The organism is Streptomyces sp. NPDC056628 (assembly GCF_042792555.1).
Taxonomy (GTDB): domain Bacteria; phylum Actinomycetota; class Actinomycetes; order Streptomycetales; family Streptomycetaceae; genus Streptomyces.
This window is the reverse complement of record NZ_JBHTWG010000002.1, coordinates 463,485-480,502: the sequence shown is the minus strand read 5'-3', so window position 1 is coordinate 480,502 and position 17,018 is coordinate 463,485. Positions and strand designations below refer to the sequence as shown.

The window sequence follows — 17,018 nt, the reverse complement described above, 5'->3', positions numbered from 1 at the left end:
GGCGCTGAGCGCCGCGACCAGGCCGCTGTAGGTGTAGAACGAGTTCCGGCCCGGGAACATCTGGTTGAACTGGGCCTCGCTGACGACGAATCCGGCGGCGGAGGCGCTCGGTGCCGGCTGGAGCAGCAGGGCGGTGCTGCCCAGGGCGAGCGAGGAGACGAGTGCGGCCAGACGGCGCTTCAGCACGTGATCAACTCCTTTGCGGAGCACGGCCGCACCCGGACAAGGGCATGACAAAGCAGGGGCCCTGTGCGCACGCGCCGACGAGGTCGGCCACGGCGTGGGGGCGGCCGTGGTGGGGGGTGTGGGGACACACTCAACCCCTTTGGTCTGTACCAGTCAAGGGTGTAGACCAGTCAACTCGGCCGCGCTCAGGAGAAGTCGGGTTCGTACGGCGTCACCGAGGTCAGGGTGCCGGGCTGAGCTCCCGGCGCCGGCGGGTGAGGTAGGCGCGCTCGGCCGGACTCTCGGACAGCTCGACGGCTCGCTCGTAGGCGCGTACGGCCTCATCGGTCCGGCCCAGGCGGCGCAGCAGATCGGCGCGGACGGCGTGCAGGACGCGGTAGCCGTCGAGGTCCAGGGAGTCCACCAGGGCGAGGGCCGGCGCGGGCCCGTCGGTCTCGGCGACCGCGACGGCGCGGTTGAGGGCCACGACGGGGCCGGGCGCGACGGCCATGAGCTGGTCGTAGAGCCGCAGGATCTGCCCCCAGTCCGTGTGCGCGGCGCTCGGCGCGTCGCTGTGCACGGCCTGGATGGCGGCCTGGATCTGGTAGGGGCCGGGCCGGCCGCGCCGCAGACACCGTCGCACGAGCGTCTGGCCCTCGCCGACCAGGGCGCGGTCCCAGAGGCGGCGGTCCTGTGCGGGGAGCGGCACGAGCGTGCCGTGCTCGTCCTGACGGGCGGCCCGGCGGGACTCGACGAGGAGCATCAGGGCCAGCAGTCCGGTCACCTCGGGCTCGTCCGGCATGAGTTCCGCCAGCAGCCGGCCGAGCCGCACGGCCTCCTCGCACAGCCCTGACTCCCCCTCGAAGCCCTGGTTGAAGATCAGGTAGACGACCGCGAGCACGGCGGCGAGACGGTCGGGCAGGTCGGCGTCGCGCGGCACCCGGTAGGGGATGCGGGCGTCGCGGATCTTCGCCTTGGCCCGCACCAGCCGCTGGGCCATCGTCGGTTCGGGCACCAGGAAGGCGCGGGCGATCTGCGCGGTGGTGAGCCCGCCGAGCAGCCGCAGGGTGAGGGCGACCCGGGCCGGTACGCCGAGGGCGGGATGGCAGCAGGTGAAGATCAGGCGGAGCCGTTCGTCGCGCACGGGGCCCTCCTCGGGCGGTGCGTCGGGGGCGTGCAGCAGGGCCGCCTGCGCGTGCCGCCCGCCCCGGGTCGCCTCGCGGCGCAGCCGGTCGATCGCGCGGTTGCGGGCGGTGGTGATGATCCAGCCCGCCGGGCTCGGCGGCACACCGGTGCGCGGCCACCGCTCCAGGGCGGTGGTGAACGCGTCCTGGACGGCCTCCTCGGCGAGGTCGATGTCGCCGAGGAGGCGGACGAGGACGGCGACCGCGCGGCCGTACTCGGCGCGGAAGACGGTCTCGACGTCCGGTCCGGTCATCGGTCCCCGGCTTCGCCCACGAACGGCCGGACCTCGATGGGCAGGGTGGTGGCCAGGGCGAGCCTGCGGCCCCATTCGAGGGCGGCGTCCAGGTCGGGCGCCTTGATGAGGCTGATGCCGCCGAGCATCTCCTTGCCCTCCGCGTACGGGCCGTCGGTGACGAGGACGTCGCCGTCGCGGGGCCGCAGCACCGTGGAGGACTCCGGGCCGTGCAGTCCCCCGGCGAACACCCAGGCCCCCGCCTCGCGCAGGTCGTGGTTGAGGGCGTCGAGGTTCTTCCCGATCTCGGCCAGGACGTCCGGGGCGGGCGGCTCCCCGACCGGTTGCATCACATTGAGCAGGTAGTACTTCACGGCGGCCTCCCGGGGCGTCGTAGCGGATTCTCACCCTCTACACGAACGGCACGCCCCCGGATCGACACCCCGCGGGATCCTGCGGCGACAATTCTCGTCATGACCGACCTGGACCATCCCCTCGTCCGCCGCGCCCGGCAGCTCGCCACCGATCTGCTCGCCCCGCAGGCCGAACGGGTCGACCAGGAGGGCGTGCCCGCGTCCCACATCGAGGCGATCCGGCGTTCGGGGCTGCTCGGGGTGAGCGCCCCGCGGGAGTACGGCGGGTGGGCGGCGCCCGCGGCGGTGGCCCGGCGCACCGCGGAGATCCTCGCGGGAGCCTGCTGCTCCACGTGGTTCGTGCAGACCCAGCACCACACACCGGTGGCGACGCTGGCCGCGAGCGACTCGCCGGTGCGCGAGCGCCTGCTGGGCCCGCTGGCCCGGGGGGAGCTGCTGTCGGGGGTCGCGTACGCGCATCTGCGGGCGTACCCGCGCACGCCGGTGCGGGTCACCGGGGAGCGCGGCGGGCTGCGGTTCGACGGGAGGGTGCCCTGGTACACCGGCTGGGGACTCAACGACGTGATGCTGCTCGCCGGGATCGCGGAGGGCGGCGAGGCGGTGTTCGCCTTCACGGAGGCGAGGGAGCAGCCGGGACTTCGGCCGTCGGCGCCGATGCGGCTCGCGGCCCTCACCGCGTCGAGCACGGTCTCACTGGAGCTGGACGGATTGTGGCTCCCGCCCGACTCGGTCGCGTTGCGCGTACCGCACGAGGAGTGGGCGGTGAAGGACCGGGCGAAGGCGGTCAGCGCCTCCCCGGCGGTGTTCGGGATCACGGAGACGGCGCTCACGCTCCTGGACGACGAGGTCGCCGGGCCGCTGCGCACGCGGCTGGGGACGATCCGCGCCCGGGCCTACGAGCTGGCCGACGCGCCCGGCACCGACGCGACCCTGGCGGAGCGCCTGACGCTGCGGATCGGCGCGGCCGAGCTGATGCGCACCGCCACGACCGCGGCGGTGGTCGCCGGCGGCGGACGATCCCTCGCGCTGACCAGTCCGGCCCAACGCCTCGCCCGGGAGAGCCTGTTCCTGCTGGTGCAGGGCCAGACGGCGGAGTCGCGCGGCGCCCATCTCGACGTGCTGACCGCGAAGGCGCCCTGAGCGGTCCCCGCCGTCCCGTGCGGGGACCGCGAGGGCTCAGTCGTCGTCGGCCGCGGGGACCACGACGAGGAAGGCGTCCGACTTCAGGTCCATCACGACCGTCGCGGGTTCGCCCTCGGCGCGGCGCTCGGCCGCGTACTCCTCCGCCGGCCACGATCCGCGCGGAGCTCCCGCCGGAAACCGCTCCAACACCTTCGCACTCATGGCGGCAGCCACCTCCACACCGTCTCCCACACCGTCCAACGCGGGCCGGATCGTCCTCTCCCGCCCCGGTACACACCGTCTGCCCCCGGCCGCCGCGAGCATGTACACGACTTCGCCCGATTCCGCGCGGGCGCCGTCCAGGACTCCCCGAACGGGCGAACCGGACACGCACGGGGGTATGTCGTGCCCCGCCCGCATCCCGGACGGCCCCCGGCGGGGAAGTCCTCACGAAGGCCCCGACAGGTGAGGACGACCGACGGCATGGAACGCGACGCGGTGCGTGAGGGAATGCGGTGCCTGGTGACGGGCGCCACGGGATACATCGGCGGGCGCCTGGTGCCGGAACTGCTCGCCGCCGGGCACCAGGTGCGCTGTATGGCCCGCTCACCGGAACGGCTGCGCGACCATCCGTGGGCCCGGGACGCGGAGGTGGTGCGCGGCGACGTCACCGACGCCGCGTCCGTGGCCCGCGCCATGGAGGGAGTCGACGTCGCCTACTACCTGGTGCACGCGCTCGGCACCGGCAAGGACTTCGAGGAGACCGACCGCAGGGCGGCGCGGACCTTCGCCGAGCAGGCCCGCGTCGCGGGCGTCCGGCGCATCGTCTACCTGGGCGGCCTCACCCCGGCCGGCGTGCCCGAGCACGCGCTCTCCCCGCATCTGCGCTCGCGGGCGGAGGTCGGGCGCATCATGCTCGACTCCCCGGTCCCGGCCACCGTGCTGCGGGCGGCCGTCATCATCGGCTCCGGCTCCGCCTCCTTCGAGATGCTGCGCTACCTCACCGAGCGGCTGCCCGTGATGGTCACGCCGAGCTGGGTGCGCACCCGCATCCAGCCCGTGGCCGTCCGGGACGTCCTGCGCGCCCTCGTCGGCAGCGCCCTGATGCCACCGGACGTCGACCGGACCTTCGACCTCGGGGGTCCGGACGTGCTGACGTACCGGGACATGATGGTCCGGTACGCGCAGATGGCCGGACTGCCCCGCCGAGTCATCCTGCCGGTGCCGGTCCTCACCCCGACGCTGTCCAGCCACTGGGTGGGCCTGGTGACACCGGTGCCGTCCTCCATCGCCCGGCCGCTGACCGAGTCGCTGCGCCACGAGGTGGTGTGCCGCGAACACGACATCGCCCGGTACGTGCCCGACCCGCCCGGTCACCCGATCGGCTTCGACGAGGCGGTGCGGCTGGCGCTGCGGCGGGTACGCGACGCGCGGGTGACCACCCGGTGGTCGTCGGCGTCGGTGCCCGGCGCGCCCAGCGACCCGCTGCCCACCGACCCCGACTGGGCGGGCGGCAGCCTCTACAGCGATCACCGCGAACTCGTCGTGGACGCCTCCCCCGAGGCGCTGTGGCGGGTCGTCGAGGGCATCGGCGGGGAGAACGGCTGGTACTCGTTCCCGCTCGCCTGGGCGGTGCGCGGGTGGCTGGACCGGCTGGTGGGCGGGGTGGGCCTGCGCCGGGGGCGGCGGGACGCGTCGCGGCTGAGGGTCGGCGACTCGCTGGACTTCTGGCGGGTCGAGGAGATCGAGCCGGGCCGGCTGCTGCGGCTGCGCGCCGAGATGCGGGTGCCGGGCCTGGCCTGGCTGGAGATGCGCGTGCTCACCGGTCCGGACGGCCGCACCCGCTACCGCCAGCGCGCCCTGTTCCACCCGCGCGGGCTGCTCGGTCACGCGTACTGGTGGGGCGTCTCGCCCTTCCACTCGATCGTGTTCGGCGGCATGGCCCGCAACATCGCGCGGGCGGCGGCCGGTGCCCCGGAGCCCGCGGCGGACCACGCCGCCCGTCCCTGACCCGCCCCGCACTCCCCGCCGCCCGTCCCTGACCCGCGCCCCCTGTACGACCACGCCCGTCCCCGGAGTACGCACCATGAGCATCTCGGTCGTCCTGTTCACCGGCGATCTGCGCCTGCACGACCATCCGCCGCTGCGCGCGGCCCTCGACGGCACCGCGGGGACCGTCCCGCTGTTCGTGCGGGACCCCGCCGTCGACGCCGCCGGCTTCGCGGTGCCCAACCGGCTGGCGTTCCTCGCGGACTGCCTGCGTGATCTGGACGCCGGGCTGCGCGAGCGGGGCGGCCGGCTGGTGGTGCGCCGGGGCGACCTCGTCGAGCAGGTGTGCCGGGTGGTGGCGGAGGCGGACGCCGACGAGGTGCACATGGCGTCCGACGTCAGCGTCCACGCCCGGCGCCGCGAGGAACGGCTGCGCCGGGCCCTGGAGGCGCAGGGGGTGCGGCTGCACGTGCACGACACGGTGACGACGGCCGTCGCCCCCGGCGCGGTGACCCCGGCCTCCTCCGACCACTTCGCCGTCTTCACGCCCTACTTCCGGCGCTGGTCGGACCACCGGCTGCGGGACCCGCTCGGCGCGCCGCGGGCGGTGCGGGTGCCGGACGGCGTGGGGTCCGAGGCGCTGCCCGGGCGCAGCGGTCTGTCGGGGCTGTCCGAAGGGCTCGCGGCGGGCGGCGAGAAGGAGGGCCGCCGCCGGCTCACGGCCTGGCTGGGCGCCGGACTCGCGGCCTACGAGGACCGGCACGACGACCTCGCCGGTGACGCGACCTCCCGGCTCTCCCCGCATCTGCACTTCGGCACCCTCTCCCCCGTGGAGCTGGTCCACCGCGCCCGCCGGGCGGGCGGCGCGGGCGCGGACGCCTTCGTACGGCAGCTCGCCTGGCGTGACTTCCACCGGCAGGTCCTCGCGGCGCGGCCGGACGCCGCCACGGCCGACTACCGCACCCGCGGCGACCGCTGGCGGCCGGAGCGGGAGGCGGCGCGGGACATCGCCGCCTGGCGGGAGGGCCGTACCGGCTATCCGATCGTGGACGCGGCGATGCGCCAGCTGCGCCACGAGGGCTGGATGCACAACCGGGGGCGGCTGCTGACGGCGAGCTTCCTGACCAAGACCCTGTACGTGGACTGGCGCGTCGGCGCCCGGCACTTCCTGGACCTGCTGGTCGACGGTGACCTGGCCAACAACCAGCTGAACTGGCAGTGGGTGGCCGGGACGGGCACCGACACCCGGCCCCACCGGGTGCTGAACCCGGTCCTGCAGGCGAAGCGGTACGACCCCGAGGGTCGCTACGTCCGCCGCTGGGTGCCCGAGCTGGCGGAGGTCGAGGGGACCAGGGTGCACGAGCCGTGGCGGCTCGGCGACGACGACCGTGCCGCGCTCGCCTACCCGGCCCCGGTCGTCGGGCTCGACGAGGGCCTGGAGCGCTTCCGGCGCGCCCGCGGACGGTGAGCGACCCGGTCCCCGCAACCGCCCACCTCTACACATAAGGAACGAATAAGCGCAGAATGACTGAAGGCGGCTTCACCGCACCCCGCTCATGGAGCGGTCAGACCTGCAAGTCGAAGGAGACGAGTCATGGCCGACGTCTCGCACACCAGAGGTGACATAGCCAGCCATCCGGACGTATCCGAGATGCGGGAGCGGTACGACCGCATGCTCGGGGGCCGCGACGTGACGCTCCTGGACGGACCGGTGTTCCTGCTCGGTCTGTACTGCGCCGTGTCCCCCTGGATACTCCACTACACGACGAGCCAGCCCTCGCTGGTGACCCACAACCTGGTCATGGGTGTCGCCATCGGCCTGCTGGCCCTCGGATTCACCCGCGCTCCCGAGCGTATGTACGGTCTGAGCTGGGCCTTCTGCGCGATGGGCGTCTGGATGATCATCGCTCCGTGGATCGTCGGGGACAGCCCGGACGCCGGCGTGGTCGTGAACAACATCGTCATCGGTGCGCTGGCCGTGGTCCTCGGCCTGCTGTGCACCGGCACGGCGGCGAGGAGCACCACCAGGCCGTAGCGCACGACGGACGGGACATCGTGTGGGCCGGTCCGCCCGACGGACCGGCCCCCTTGTGCCCACCGGCGCAAGGCTGTCGGACGGGACGCGGACTGTCCGCCGCTCCTCGGGGAACACGCTGTGACGCGGGCACAGTCCGCGGTGATGCGGGGACCGGAGAAGAGGAGCGAAATGGAGATCTCGGGGATCATCAGTGCCATCGTGATCGGCATCGTCATCGGTGTGCTCGGACGGCTCGTCGTGCCGGGCCGGCAGCGCATCGGCGTGCTCTGGACGATCCTCGTCGGCATCGTGGCCGCACTGATCGGTTCGGCGATCGCCGCCGGTCTGGACGTGGGTGACACGGACGGCGTCGACTGGATCGAGTGGCTCATCCAGATCGGTCTCGCCGCGCTGGGCGTCGCCGCACTGGACCGTGCGAAGGCCCATCGCTGACACTCCGCGCGGGAACCCGCCGCGCACGAGGCACAGGCCCACGACCGGCCCGCCGGTCGCGGGCCTTCGTGTGCGCGGCCCCTCCCTCAGGGCGTGTGCACGTACGGCGTCGTCGTGGTCAGCGGCTCGAAGCCGAGCCGCTCCAGGATGGGACGGCTGGTGCTCATGGCGTCGACCTGGAGGTACCGGTAGCCCCGGTCCACCGCGGCGCGGGCGCGGTGCGCGACGAGGGCGCGGTAGATCCCGCGGCCCCGCCAGCCCTCGACGGTCCCGCCGCCCCAGAGCCCGGCGAACCGCGTCCCGGGCACGAGCTCCATCCGCGCGGCGCTCACCGGCACCCCGTCGTCCGCCAGGGCGACCACGGCCAGCACCGTGTCCGCCCCGGTCTCGAGATGTGCGAGCAGTTGGTGCCGGATGCGGGCGCCGTCGCCGCCGAACGCCCTGCGGTGCACCTCGGCGACCAGATCGACGCCGGCCGCGTCGGTCACGGGGACGAGGCGGACACCGGCCGGCGGTGCGGCGTCCAGGTCCAGCGCGGCGGCCTCCGCGATCATCACCGTCTCCTCCGGCTGCGCCGTGAAGCCGGCGTCCCGGAGCCGCCGGCCCAGGTCGACGGGGCGGTCATGGCCGTACAGCTTCCACTCGAACTCGAGCCCGAGCCCGTCGAAGTGGGCGATCTGCGCGGCGATCGCCGCGTCGGCCGTCGTCGCGTCCAGCGCCGACCACACGACGCCGTTCCAGCCCTGGCCGGACGACACCTGGCGGACGACGGGACCGGCCCGCTCGACCAGGACGTCCGGGCTGTCCGGTCGCGCGCCCTCGCGCAGATCACGGTCGAAGAGGGCGAGTACGGCGGCGGCATCCATGCGGTCACCTCAGCACCAACCCGGAGCGGGGGCAAGCGCTTTACCGCGTGATCGGGCCCACGCCCTCGCCGCGCCACCGGTGCCGTCCGTCGGCGACCATGGGGGGACCGGACGGAACCGCGCCTGGAGGAGGACCGCACCATGGTCGTCGAGGACACCGAACTGCCGTACCTGCGCCGCTGCGTCGAGCTGGCCGCCGAGGCGCTGGACGCGGGGGACGAGCCCTTCGGCTCGGTCCTGGTGGGAGCGGACGGCACCGTACTGGCCGAGGACCACAACCGGGTGGCCTCCGGGGACCGCACCCGGCACCCGGAGTTCGAGCTGGCGCGCTGGTCCGCCGCCCACCTGTCCCCGGAGGAACGGGCGGCGGCCACCGTGTACACCTCCGGCGAGCACTGCCCGATGTGCGCCGCCGCGCACGCCTGGGTGGGCCTGGGACGGATCGTGTACGTCGCCTCGTCGGAGCAACTGAGCGGCTGGCTGGCCGAGTTGGGGGTGCCCCCGGCGCCGGTGCGGCCGCTCCCCGTGCGGGAGGTGGCACCGGGGGTGACCGTCGAGGGGCCGGTCCCGGGGCTGACGGAGGACATCCGCGCCCTCCACCTGCGGTTCCACGGGCGCGCCGGCGGAGCAGGTCGCGCGGTTCCCGTGACACGAGGGGGTCCGTCTGACGGTGGCCGCCCATCCGCCGGCCCCCCGTGACCGGGCGGACTTCCGTGCTCAGCTCACGGCGCCGCACACGGGTCCGGACTTCGTCACGGCGGTGTTCGCCCCTCACCCGAGAGCCGGCCGTCACCCGCGTCGACGCCGACCCGACGCTCCCGGACCACGGCGGCTCGGGCAGGGTGCCACCGGCGGGACGGGCCGGCCGACCGAGCTCCAGGGTGGTCACACCGAACACCCGTTCATGAGCGTGGGGCCCGGACCGGGCCGGTGTCCATGCGGGCCGTCTCGAAGGACGGGGTGAGGCCGGCCGACGTGATGTTGACGCGGACGGCGGCACCTCAGGCGTACACATGTTCGTATGCGGTGACGCACCGAAGGCCCCACCTCTCGTGTCCAGCGGGTGGGGCCTTCGCGCGATGCCTGACGACGGGGTCAGCGCACCGCCTGGGTACGGGACCGCCGATAGAGGACGGCACCGCCCAGGACGAGCGCCGCGGCGCCCGCGGCGAGCGGGGCGGTCGCGTCCGCGCCCGTGTGGGCGAGGACGGCTCCGGCCTCGTGCGGAACGTGCGCGGGCGGCATCGACCGCGGCTTGGGCGCCCTCGGCTTCACCGACGGCTCGGGGGCCGGAAGCGTGGTGGTGGGCGTCTCCTCGCCGGAGACGTTCGCCGACTCGTTCTCGATCGCGGCGTTGCCGACACCGATCACGTTCACGCTGTTGCCCGTGACGTTGACCGGCACGTGCACCGGCAGATCGACGACGTTGCCGGACCCGATACCGCCGGACTCCGTGGCGACGCCCTCCGCCTTCGCCCCGCTCACGGAGGACGCGGCGGACTTGGTGTCCTCCTTCTTCTTCTTGCTCTTCGCACCCGCGTCCTCGTTGACGCAGATGTTGCCCACGGTGGGGTTCAGCAGTCCCACCACGTTCACGGTGTTCCCGCACACGTTCACCGGCACGTGCACCGGAACCTGGACGGTGTTCCCGGAGAGCACCCCGGGCGAGTCGGCCGCGGCACCGTCCGCCGCGGAGTCGGCGTAAGCCGGGAACGTCACGGCCATCGCGCCCGAGGCGGCAGCGATGGCGATCACACCGTTTCGGGTAACCCGTCTCATAGGGTCCCTGCCTTCCAGACATGGTCACGAGCACTCGCCCGCATCGGATAAAACGCGAGCGATCCATCCGAGTTATGGCTTATCAGCCGTTCACCCCATCGAGTGCCGGGTTGTCGAACTAGGGGTAAAAAGTCCGATCACTGCATATGTCGCCCGGTCGGCCGCGGTCCCTGTCCGCCGTTCGTGCGGAGGCGTGCCTTCCGGGTGCCGCTTATCGTGAGCCGAGGACGCCGCTTCCCGGCCCGCGACGGGCGTCCCTGGAGGCTTCGATGCCGGCAAAGCTGTCGATGCGCCCCACGCTGTGGCGCAGCGCCGCCGTCACCTGCGCGGTCGGGCTGGCCGTGATCGGCACCGGCCTGCCGACGGGCATGCCGTCCGACCCCGGCGTGTCCCGCTTCTACGACCAGAAGGTGGCCTGGGGCAAGTGCCCGGGCGAGGGCATGCCCAAGGACATGCAGTGCGGCAAGGTCACCGTGCCGCTCGACTACGGACACCCCCGCGCCGGGACACTCGAACTGGCGCTCGCCCGTTATCGGGCGACGGGCGACCGCAAGGGCTCGGTGCTGGTCAACTTCGGCGGGCCGGGCGGCGCGGGTGTGCCCGAGTTCGCGCGCGCGGGCAAGGAGTTCATGAGCCTCACGGACGACTACGACATCGTGACGTTCGATCCACGCGGGGTCGGCCGCTCCTCACCGGTCAGCTGCGGGGACGGCAAGGAGCAGATCCACCTCCCGGACGACCCGGCGGAGGTCCGGCGCGATCCGCAGGCCGTCCTCGCCGGGCTCCGCAAGGCGGCCGCCGCCTGCGCCCGGCACTCGGGCCCGGTCCTGCCGCGCATAGGCACCGTCGACGCCTCGCGCGACCTGGACGTGATGCGCGCGGCGCTCGGCGACAAGAAGCTCAACTACCTCGGGTTCTCCTACGGGACCCGGCTCGGCGCGGTGTACGCCGCCCAGTTCCCGGACAAGGTCGGCCGGTTGGTGCTCGACGGCGTGGACACCCTCACGGAGCCGCTGACCGAGCAGGGAGTGGCGGGCGCCGAGGGGCAGCAGAAGGCGCTGGACGAGTTCACCGACTGGTGCGCCGAGGACGTCGCATGCCCGTTCGGGCAGGACGCGCGCCAGGCCCGCAGGTACATCGTCATGCTCGTCGACTCGCTGGACAAGGACCCGGTGCTCTCGGCCTTCGACGAGCCGTTCACCGGGCAGGACCTGGTCGCCGCGATCAGCGGCGCCCTGTACAGCAAGGAGCTGTGGCCCTCCCTGGAGCGCGCGCTGGCCACGCTGGTCGAGGACGGCAGCACCCACGCCGTCGAGGCGTTCACCGGCGGCGTGGGCTCCCCCGCGCGGCGGCCGAAGGCCGGCGACCGCGACGGCGACCTGGTCGACCCGGAGGACGTCCCGCTCGACAATCCCGCCGCGGCCATGATGGCGATCAACTGCGCCGACGACCCCGACCGCCCCACCGACCGGCAGATCATCGACGGTCTGGACCGACTGCGCGCCCGGTACGAGGAGGCCTCACCGGTCTTCGGCCGGCACCGGCTGACCGAGGTGCTGATGTGCTACGGCCGCCCCGCCGGCACGGACTTCGTCCGCGAGGACGTCAAGGACCTGGACACGCCGAAGATGCTGCTGGTCGGCACCCGCGGCGACCCGGCGACGCCGTACCGCTGGACCACGGAGACGGCGCGGCGGCTCGGCTCCTCCGCCGTGGTGCTGGACAACAAGGGCAGCGGGCACACCGGTTACGCCTCCTCCAAGTGCGTGCACGGCAAGGTCGACGCGTTCCTGCTGTACGGCACGCTGCCGCCCGACGGCAGTTCGTGCGCGCCTGACGAGGAGCGGCAGTAGTCCCCCGACCGGGTGAGGGACGACCCCGAATGCCCGAAGGGCGAATCGGTCCTATCGTCTTCTTATGGAGCACGCACTGAGTCCCAGGACCCTGTCCGAGCTGCGGCGCCCCCGCCCCTACCCGGCCGTGTCCGTGCTGACGCCCACCCATCGCCGCGAGCCCTACCGGACCCAGGACCAGGTCAGGTTGCGCAATGTCGTGGCCGAGGCCAAGAAGCGGCTGGAGAGCGATCCGTCGGTCACGCGGGAGCGCCGGGCGGAGGTCGAGAGGGAGCTCGACCAGGCCCTCGCCGAGGTGGACCTCGCCTCCGCCGAGGACGGCCTGGTGATCTTCGCGGCCCCCGGCGAGCACCAGGTGTGGTCGCTCGCCCGGACCGTGCCCGAGCGCGTGGTGCTCTCGGACACGTTCCTCACCCGCACCCTCGTGTCCGCACAGGCGGCCGAACGGCCGTACTGGGTCTGCTCGGTCGCCGCCGACCGCGCCACCCTGTGGACCGGCACCCTGGACCGCATCACCGAGGCCAGGACCGGGGGCTTCCCCCTCACCCGGCGTCCGCAGAACTTCGACGCCGAACGCCGCGAGCAGATCGGCGACACGCCGAGCACCTTCCGCGACGAGGACACCCGGCACTTCCTCAAGGAGGTCGACTCCGCGCTCAGCGCCGTCGTACGGCGCCATCCCCGGCGCCTGTACGTCACCGGCGAAGCGGGGGCGATGTCCCTGCTCGACGAGATCGGCGGCGCCGCCAAGCTCGCCGTGCACATCCCGCACGGCGGTCTGGCGCACGGCACGCGCGACGCGGTGTGGCAGGCGGTCGGGCCGCGGATCACCGCCGACATCCGGGAGAGCACCGACGAGGTGATGCGTGAACTCGTCGCGGCCCGGGGGCGCAGGGCGTACGCGGCCGGTGTCGACGAGGTCTGGCGCAGCGCCCGGGAGGGAAGGGTGCGCCTGCTGGCCGTCGAGGAGGACTTCCGTATGACGGTGCGCGGCGACGAGGGCGACCATCTGATCCCGGCGGCGAGCGGCGAACTCGACGCCCGCGAGGACATCGTGGACGAGATCGTCGAGCAGTGCCTGGAGACCGGCGCCGACGTCCGGTTCGTGCCGGACGGCACCCTGGACGACGCCGAGCGGATCGCGGCCGTGCTGCGCTACTGACGAGGGGCGAGGAGAAGGTACGGCGGCGGTCGGCCCCCTCGTCGTGCCGCCCTTCGGTCACACGCCGTCGAAGAGCGCGCTCAGGCCGCGTTCCACGGCCTCGCCCAGGTCCTCCTCGCCCGGCGCGACCACGGCGCACGTCCGCAGCAGGAAACGTTCGAGGGCGGGCGTGTCGAACTGGAGCAGCGCCATGCCGTGCGGGGAGTGCAGTTCGACGACCGTGCGTTCGGGGCCGGAGGGCCACACCCGCACGTCGCCGTCCCCGGCCGGCCCGCGCAGGCCGGCGTCCAGCAGTCCACGGGCGAACGTCCAGACGGCGCCCCGGCCGTCGAGGGAGACCTCGCCCGGGAAGTCGAGGTGCACCGCCAGCGGGTCCGTGGACCGGTACCGCAGCGTGGCGGGGACGGGTAGTTCGCGCTCCTCGCCGGTGATCAGGCGGGCGTGGGCGGGCTGCTCCAGGGCGATCTCCATGGACACTCTCCCCGTGTGTCGGCGGCGGTGATTTTTGCGGCTTGCTTCTAGGACCCCGCAATCACCTTTCGCATGACACCTACGCACGGATTCTTTTTGTGAGCTGTGTCACTTCGACGGTGGCGCGGCCCCTGCGGCATACGGCCACCACCCCGCACCGCTGGAACACCTGGCCGTCGAACATGCGCATGAACATCGCGCGACTACTCCGACGAGCCCGCACATCGCGTACGGCGCATACGCCATGCCGGCGCGGACACGTACACCGTGCGTACCGCATGACCTGTTCCCGAAGACTCTGGCATATGCCAGACGCACGACCGTATCGGGTGTTGCCAAATCCCTTACGGGGCGTCGCGGGCTGTGCGACAGTCGTAACGGTCCCTCCGTCGTCCCTGGTCGTACCGTCCCCTCATCGGAGAGCGTCATGCCGCCCCATGTCTCCGCGGACCACCCCGCCGCACAGCCACCCGGACCCGGTCCGGTCGACGCGCTGATCTCGCAGACGCGACGGCTCAAGGGCGAAGTGGACGCCGTGCGGCGGGACACCCCGAGCGACGCCTCCGGACCCCGCGAGCGCTGGCAGCGCGCCCTGTGCGACCTCGCCCTGCACCAACTCGACGACCTGGACGCGCATCTGGCCCAGCTGCGGGACGGCCCCGCCCCGGCGCCCCGGTCCGACGCGGTGCTCAGCCGGGTCGGCAGCGCCGAGTGGAATCTGCTGACGGACGAGGCGAGCTGGTCCGGCGAGCTGTACCAGATCCTCGGCCGGGACCCGGCCGCGCCACCGCTGACGCTCGACGAACTGCCGTCCCTGGTGCACGACGAGGACCGGCGCCGGCTCACCACGATGGTCACCGCCTGCCTCATCGACGCCCAGCCGATCGACGGGGAGTTCCGGATCGTCCGGCCCGACGGGCAGGCGCGGACCGTGCACATGATGGGCGAGCCCGTACTCGACGCCGACGGCGCCGCGGCCTCCATGTGGGCCGTGCTGCGGGACGTCAGCGAGGTCCGCCGCCGCCGGCACACGGTCGGAGAGATCCGTGACGCGCTCCCCGGGACACGGCGTCCCGCGCCGGGAGAGCACCGGCTCGCGGCCGAGGTGCGGGAGGCGGTGCTGCCGCCGTGGCGGGCCTCCCTGCGCCCGGCCCGGCAGGACCCCGGCACGCTGGACGTCGCGGCGCACCGGCTGTCGTCACCGGCGAGCACACCGATCGGGGTCAACTGGTACGACTCCCTCGAACTGCCGGACGGTGCGGCGGTGTTGAGCGTCGGCGACCTCACCGGTCACGATGTTGCCGCGGCCTCGGGCACGGCGGCGCTGCTGGGCGCCGTACGCGGCATGGCGATGGCCGGGACCCAGCCTGGACAACTGCTGTCCTGGCTGGGCCACCTGCTCGACGCCACCGCCCAGCCGGCCCTCGGCAGCGCCGTGTGCTGCCGCTACCGGCCCGACACCCGCACGCTCACCTGGGCGAGGGCCGGACACCCCGCCCCGCTGCTGTTCCGCGGCGGGACCGGGCGCAGGCTGGACTCCCCCTGCGGCCCCCTGCTGGGGGCGATGCCGGGCGCCGGCTACGGCGACGTCGAGGAGACCCTCCAGGCGGGCGACCTGATCCTGCTGCACTCCGACGGACTGCTGTCCGGGAACGGCGACATGGACTCCTCGCGCCGGCTCCTCGACCTCGCCCCCCGCTTCGTCGAGGCGGGCACCGCACAGGACTGCGTACGGCTGGTCGCCGAGGAGTTCGGTGAAAGGGAGCACAAGGGCGACGCCTGTGTGCTCGTGGCCAGGGTGACGGCCTAGCCGTCACGGAGACGGACCGCGCGTACCGGGCGCGGGTCCCCGCTATGCCTGGGCGCTGGTGCCGCCCTGCGGCTTCCTCGCCTTGGGCAGCGCCACCCGGATCTCCTCCCGCAGCTCATGGATCTTCGGGTAGCTGGAGTACTCGGCGGTGAGCCGGTACATCTGCCGGAGCCGGTCCCAGGTGCGGCCGGAGGAGTTGGAGCCCATCGACATGAGCGCCAACCGGGCGTAGCGGTCGGCCTGTTCGGGGTCGTCCGCGATGAAGCAGGCGGACGCCATGGACAGATGGTCGAAGATCTTCGACCGCTCCCGGCCGTCGACGCGCAGGGCCAGGGCCTTCTCCGCGAAGTGCTGGGCGTGGGCGGCCGCGCCCGGCTCGAACTCGGCCAGGGTGCGGTAGGCCAGGGCCTGCATGCCGTACAGATCCTCGTCCTTGAAGGTCTGCATCCAGCTCGGCGGCGGTACGTCGCTCTTGTCGGAGACGAAGAGGTCCTCGGCCTGTCCCAGGGTGCGGCGCATGGCCTGGCCCTTGCCCATGGACGCCTGGGCCCAGGCCTCGATGGTGTGGAACATGGCCCTGGTGCGTGGCAGGACCTCGTCGCCCGAGCCGGACTGGGCGAGCTTCATCAGGTCGAGCGCGTCGTCGGGCCGGCCGAGGTGCACCATCTGGCGCGCCGCCCGGGAGAGGGCCTCCCCGGCACGGGGCCGGTCGCCGCCCTCGCGAGCCGCGTGGGCGGCGATGACGAAGTACTTCTGGGCCGTGGGCTCCAGGCCGACGTCGTGGGACATCCAGCCCGCGAGCACGGCGAGGTTGGCGGCGACGCCCCACAGGCGCCGCTGGAGATGGTCGGGGTGACGGTAGGCGAGCATGCCGCCCACCTCGTTCAACTGGCCCACCACGGCCTTGCGCTGGAGTCCGCCGCCACGGGCGGCGTCCCAGGCCCGGAACACCTCGACCGAGCGTTCCAGCTCCTCGATCTCCTGAGCTCCGATGGGGGCGGCCTCGTAACGGTCGAACCCGGCGGGGTCGGCGTGCAAGGGGTCGTCGAACTGGGGGGCGTCGGCCCTGAGGGCCGGGTCGGTGCGCAGCCAGTCGTGCATGGCGCTGCTGAGTGCGGATCCCGCGGCGAGCGCGGCACCCGCGCCCACCAAGCCGCGTCGGTTGAGCATGAGGTCCATTCCCGTGAATTCGGTGAGGACCGCGGCGGTTCGCTCGGGCGCCCACGGCACACCGTCGGGATGCTCCACGCTCCCGGCGTCCTGCCGTCTCCCCGCACGCCCGTGCCGGACCAGACCGAGGTCCTCGATGGTCACGACACGGCCGAGACGCTCGGTGAACAGGGCCGCCAGCACCCGCGGCACCGGATCGCGCGGGATCTCTCCCATGTCGATCCACCGCCGCACCCGTGAGGTGTCGGTCGCCAGCTGGGGGTGGCCCATGGCCGCCGCCTGCCGGTTGACCAGCCTCGCGAGTTCGCCCTTGGACCAGCCGGCCAGGCCGAACAGATCCGACAGACGGGTGTTGGGTTCTCCGCTCACG

General features: G+C 73.3%; 16 protein-coding genes and 2 pseudogenes. 9 read left to right on the top strand and 9 right to left on the bottom strand.

Annotated features, from left to right (window positions below):
- The 3 genes and pseudogenes from ACFRAC_RS05600 to ACFRAC_RS05590 form a co-directional block, all read right to left on the bottom strand.
- Window positions 1-144: pseudogene (locus ACFRAC_RS05600) on the bottom strand (chitinase); the annotation flags it as partial.
- Window positions 145-406: 262 nt separating this feature from the next.
- A complete protein-coding gene (locus tag ACFRAC_RS05595) occupies window positions 407-1,603 on the bottom strand; it encodes an RNA polymerase sigma factor (protein WP_382921106.1) in 1,197 nt (398 codons plus the stop codon).
- Window positions 1,600-1,956, bottom strand: a complete 357-nt coding sequence (locus tag ACFRAC_RS05590) for a YciI family protein (RefSeq protein ID WP_382921104.1) — start codon at window positions 1,954-1,956, stop codon at window positions 1,600-1,602. The genes ACFRAC_RS05595 and ACFRAC_RS05590 overlap by 4 nt, the downstream gene beginning before the upstream one ends.
- A gap of 99 nt (window positions 1,957-2,055) precedes the next feature.
- Between ACFRAC_RS05590 and ACFRAC_RS05585 the strand changes: the two genes are divergently transcribed.
- Complete coding sequence (locus ACFRAC_RS05585; protein WP_382921101.1) at window positions 2,056-3,096, top strand: acyl-CoA dehydrogenase family protein; 1,041 nt, start codon at window positions 2,056-2,058, stop codon at window positions 3,094-3,096.
- A gap of 36 nt (window positions 3,097-3,132) precedes the next feature.
- Here ACFRAC_RS05585 and ACFRAC_RS05580 read toward each other — a convergent pair whose 3' ends face one another.
- Window positions 3,133-3,300, bottom strand: a complete 168-nt coding sequence (locus ACFRAC_RS05580; RefSeq protein WP_361349226.1) for a hypothetical protein — start codon at window positions 3,298-3,300, stop codon at window positions 3,133-3,135.
- Between the two features lie 261 nt (window positions 3,301-3,561).
- Between ACFRAC_RS05580 and ACFRAC_RS05575 the strand changes: the two genes are divergently transcribed.
- From ACFRAC_RS05575 to ACFRAC_RS05560, 4 genes are all read left to right on the top strand, one after another.
- Complete coding sequence (locus ACFRAC_RS05575) at window positions 3,562-5,088, top strand: SDR family oxidoreductase (protein WP_382921153.1); 1,527 nt, start codon at window positions 3,562-3,564, stop codon at window positions 5,086-5,088.
- Between the two features lie 76 nt (window positions 5,089-5,164).
- Window positions 5,165-6,535, top strand: coding sequence for a cryptochrome/photolyase family protein (locus ACFRAC_RS05570; protein ID WP_382921097.1), 1,371 nt, complete (start codon window positions 5,165-5,167; stop codon window positions 6,533-6,535).
- 126 nt (window positions 6,536-6,661) lie between these two features.
- Window positions 6,662-7,102, top strand: coding sequence for an SPW repeat protein (locus tag ACFRAC_RS05565; RefSeq protein ID WP_382921094.1), 441 nt, complete (start codon window positions 6,662-6,664; stop codon window positions 7,100-7,102).
- Between the two features lie 171 nt (window positions 7,103-7,273).
- The gene (locus ACFRAC_RS05560) at window positions 7,274-7,537 is read left to right on the top strand and encodes a GlsB/YeaQ/YmgE family stress response membrane protein (protein WP_382921091.1); all 264 of its coding nucleotides are present in this window, start codon (window positions 7,274-7,276) and stop codon (window positions 7,535-7,537) included.
- An 86-nt stretch (window positions 7,538-7,623) separates the two neighbouring features.
- Here ACFRAC_RS05560 and ACFRAC_RS05555 read toward each other — a convergent pair whose 3' ends face one another.
- Window positions 7,624-8,403, bottom strand: coding sequence for a GNAT family N-acetyltransferase (locus tag ACFRAC_RS05555; RefSeq protein WP_382921088.1), 780 nt, complete (start codon window positions 8,401-8,403; stop codon window positions 7,624-7,626).
- Window positions 8,404-8,544: 141 nt separating this feature from the next.
- Here ACFRAC_RS05555 and ACFRAC_RS05550 point away from each other — a divergent pair, with 141 nt between their 5' ends.
- Complete coding sequence (locus ACFRAC_RS05550; protein WP_382921085.1) at window positions 8,545-9,102, top strand: nucleoside deaminase; 558 nt, start codon at window positions 8,545-8,547, stop codon at window positions 9,100-9,102.
- A 169-nt stretch (window positions 9,103-9,271) separates the two neighbouring features.
- Here the strand turns inward: ACFRAC_RS05550 and ACFRAC_RS05545 are convergent.
- Both ACFRAC_RS05545 and ACFRAC_RS05540 read right to left on the bottom strand, forming a co-directional pair.
- Window positions 9,272-9,377: pseudogene (locus ACFRAC_RS05545) on the bottom strand (GNAT family N-acetyltransferase); the annotation flags it as partial.
- Between the two features lie 121 nt (window positions 9,378-9,498).
- Window positions 9,499-10,182: a chaplin gene (locus tag ACFRAC_RS05540; RefSeq protein ID WP_382921082.1), complete on the bottom strand. Its 684-nt coding sequence runs from the start codon at window positions 10,180-10,182 to the stop codon at window positions 9,499-9,501.
- A gap of 269 nt (window positions 10,183-10,451) precedes the next feature.
- Here ACFRAC_RS05540 and ACFRAC_RS05535 point away from each other — a divergent pair, with 269 nt between their 5' ends.
- Both ACFRAC_RS05535 and ACFRAC_RS05530 read left to right on the top strand, forming a co-directional pair.
- Window positions 10,452-12,035 (top strand): alpha/beta hydrolase, encoded by a 1,584-nt coding sequence (locus ACFRAC_RS05535; RefSeq protein WP_382921079.1) that lies wholly within the window; start codon window positions 10,452-10,454, stop codon window positions 12,033-12,035.
- Between the two features lie 64 nt (window positions 12,036-12,099).
- On the top strand, window positions 12,100-13,197 hold the full coding sequence (locus tag ACFRAC_RS05530; RefSeq protein ID WP_382921076.1) for a chemotaxis protein: 1,098 nt from the start codon (window positions 12,100-12,102) through the stop codon (window positions 13,195-13,197).
- 57 nt (window positions 13,198-13,254) lie between these two features.
- Here the strand turns inward: ACFRAC_RS05530 and ACFRAC_RS05525 are convergent, their stop codons facing one another.
- Window positions 13,255-13,668: an SsgA family sporulation/cell division regulator gene (locus tag ACFRAC_RS05525; RefSeq protein ID WP_382921074.1), complete on the bottom strand. Its 414-nt coding sequence runs from the start codon at window positions 13,666-13,668 to the stop codon at window positions 13,255-13,257.
- A 427-nt stretch (window positions 13,669-14,095) separates the two neighbouring features.
- Here ACFRAC_RS05525 and ACFRAC_RS05520 point away from each other — a divergent pair, with 427 nt between their 5' ends.
- Entirely contained in the window at window positions 14,096-15,478 is a 1,383-nt protein-coding gene (locus ACFRAC_RS05520) for a SpoIIE family protein phosphatase (RefSeq protein WP_382921071.1), read from the top strand.
- A gap of 42 nt (window positions 15,479-15,520) precedes the next feature.
- Here ACFRAC_RS05520 and ACFRAC_RS05515 read toward each other — a convergent pair whose 3' ends face one another.
- Entirely contained in the window at window positions 15,521-17,017 is a 1,497-nt protein-coding gene (locus ACFRAC_RS05515; RefSeq protein WP_382921068.1) for a hypothetical protein, read from the bottom strand.
- Between the last annotated feature and the right edge of the window lies 1 nt (window position 17,018).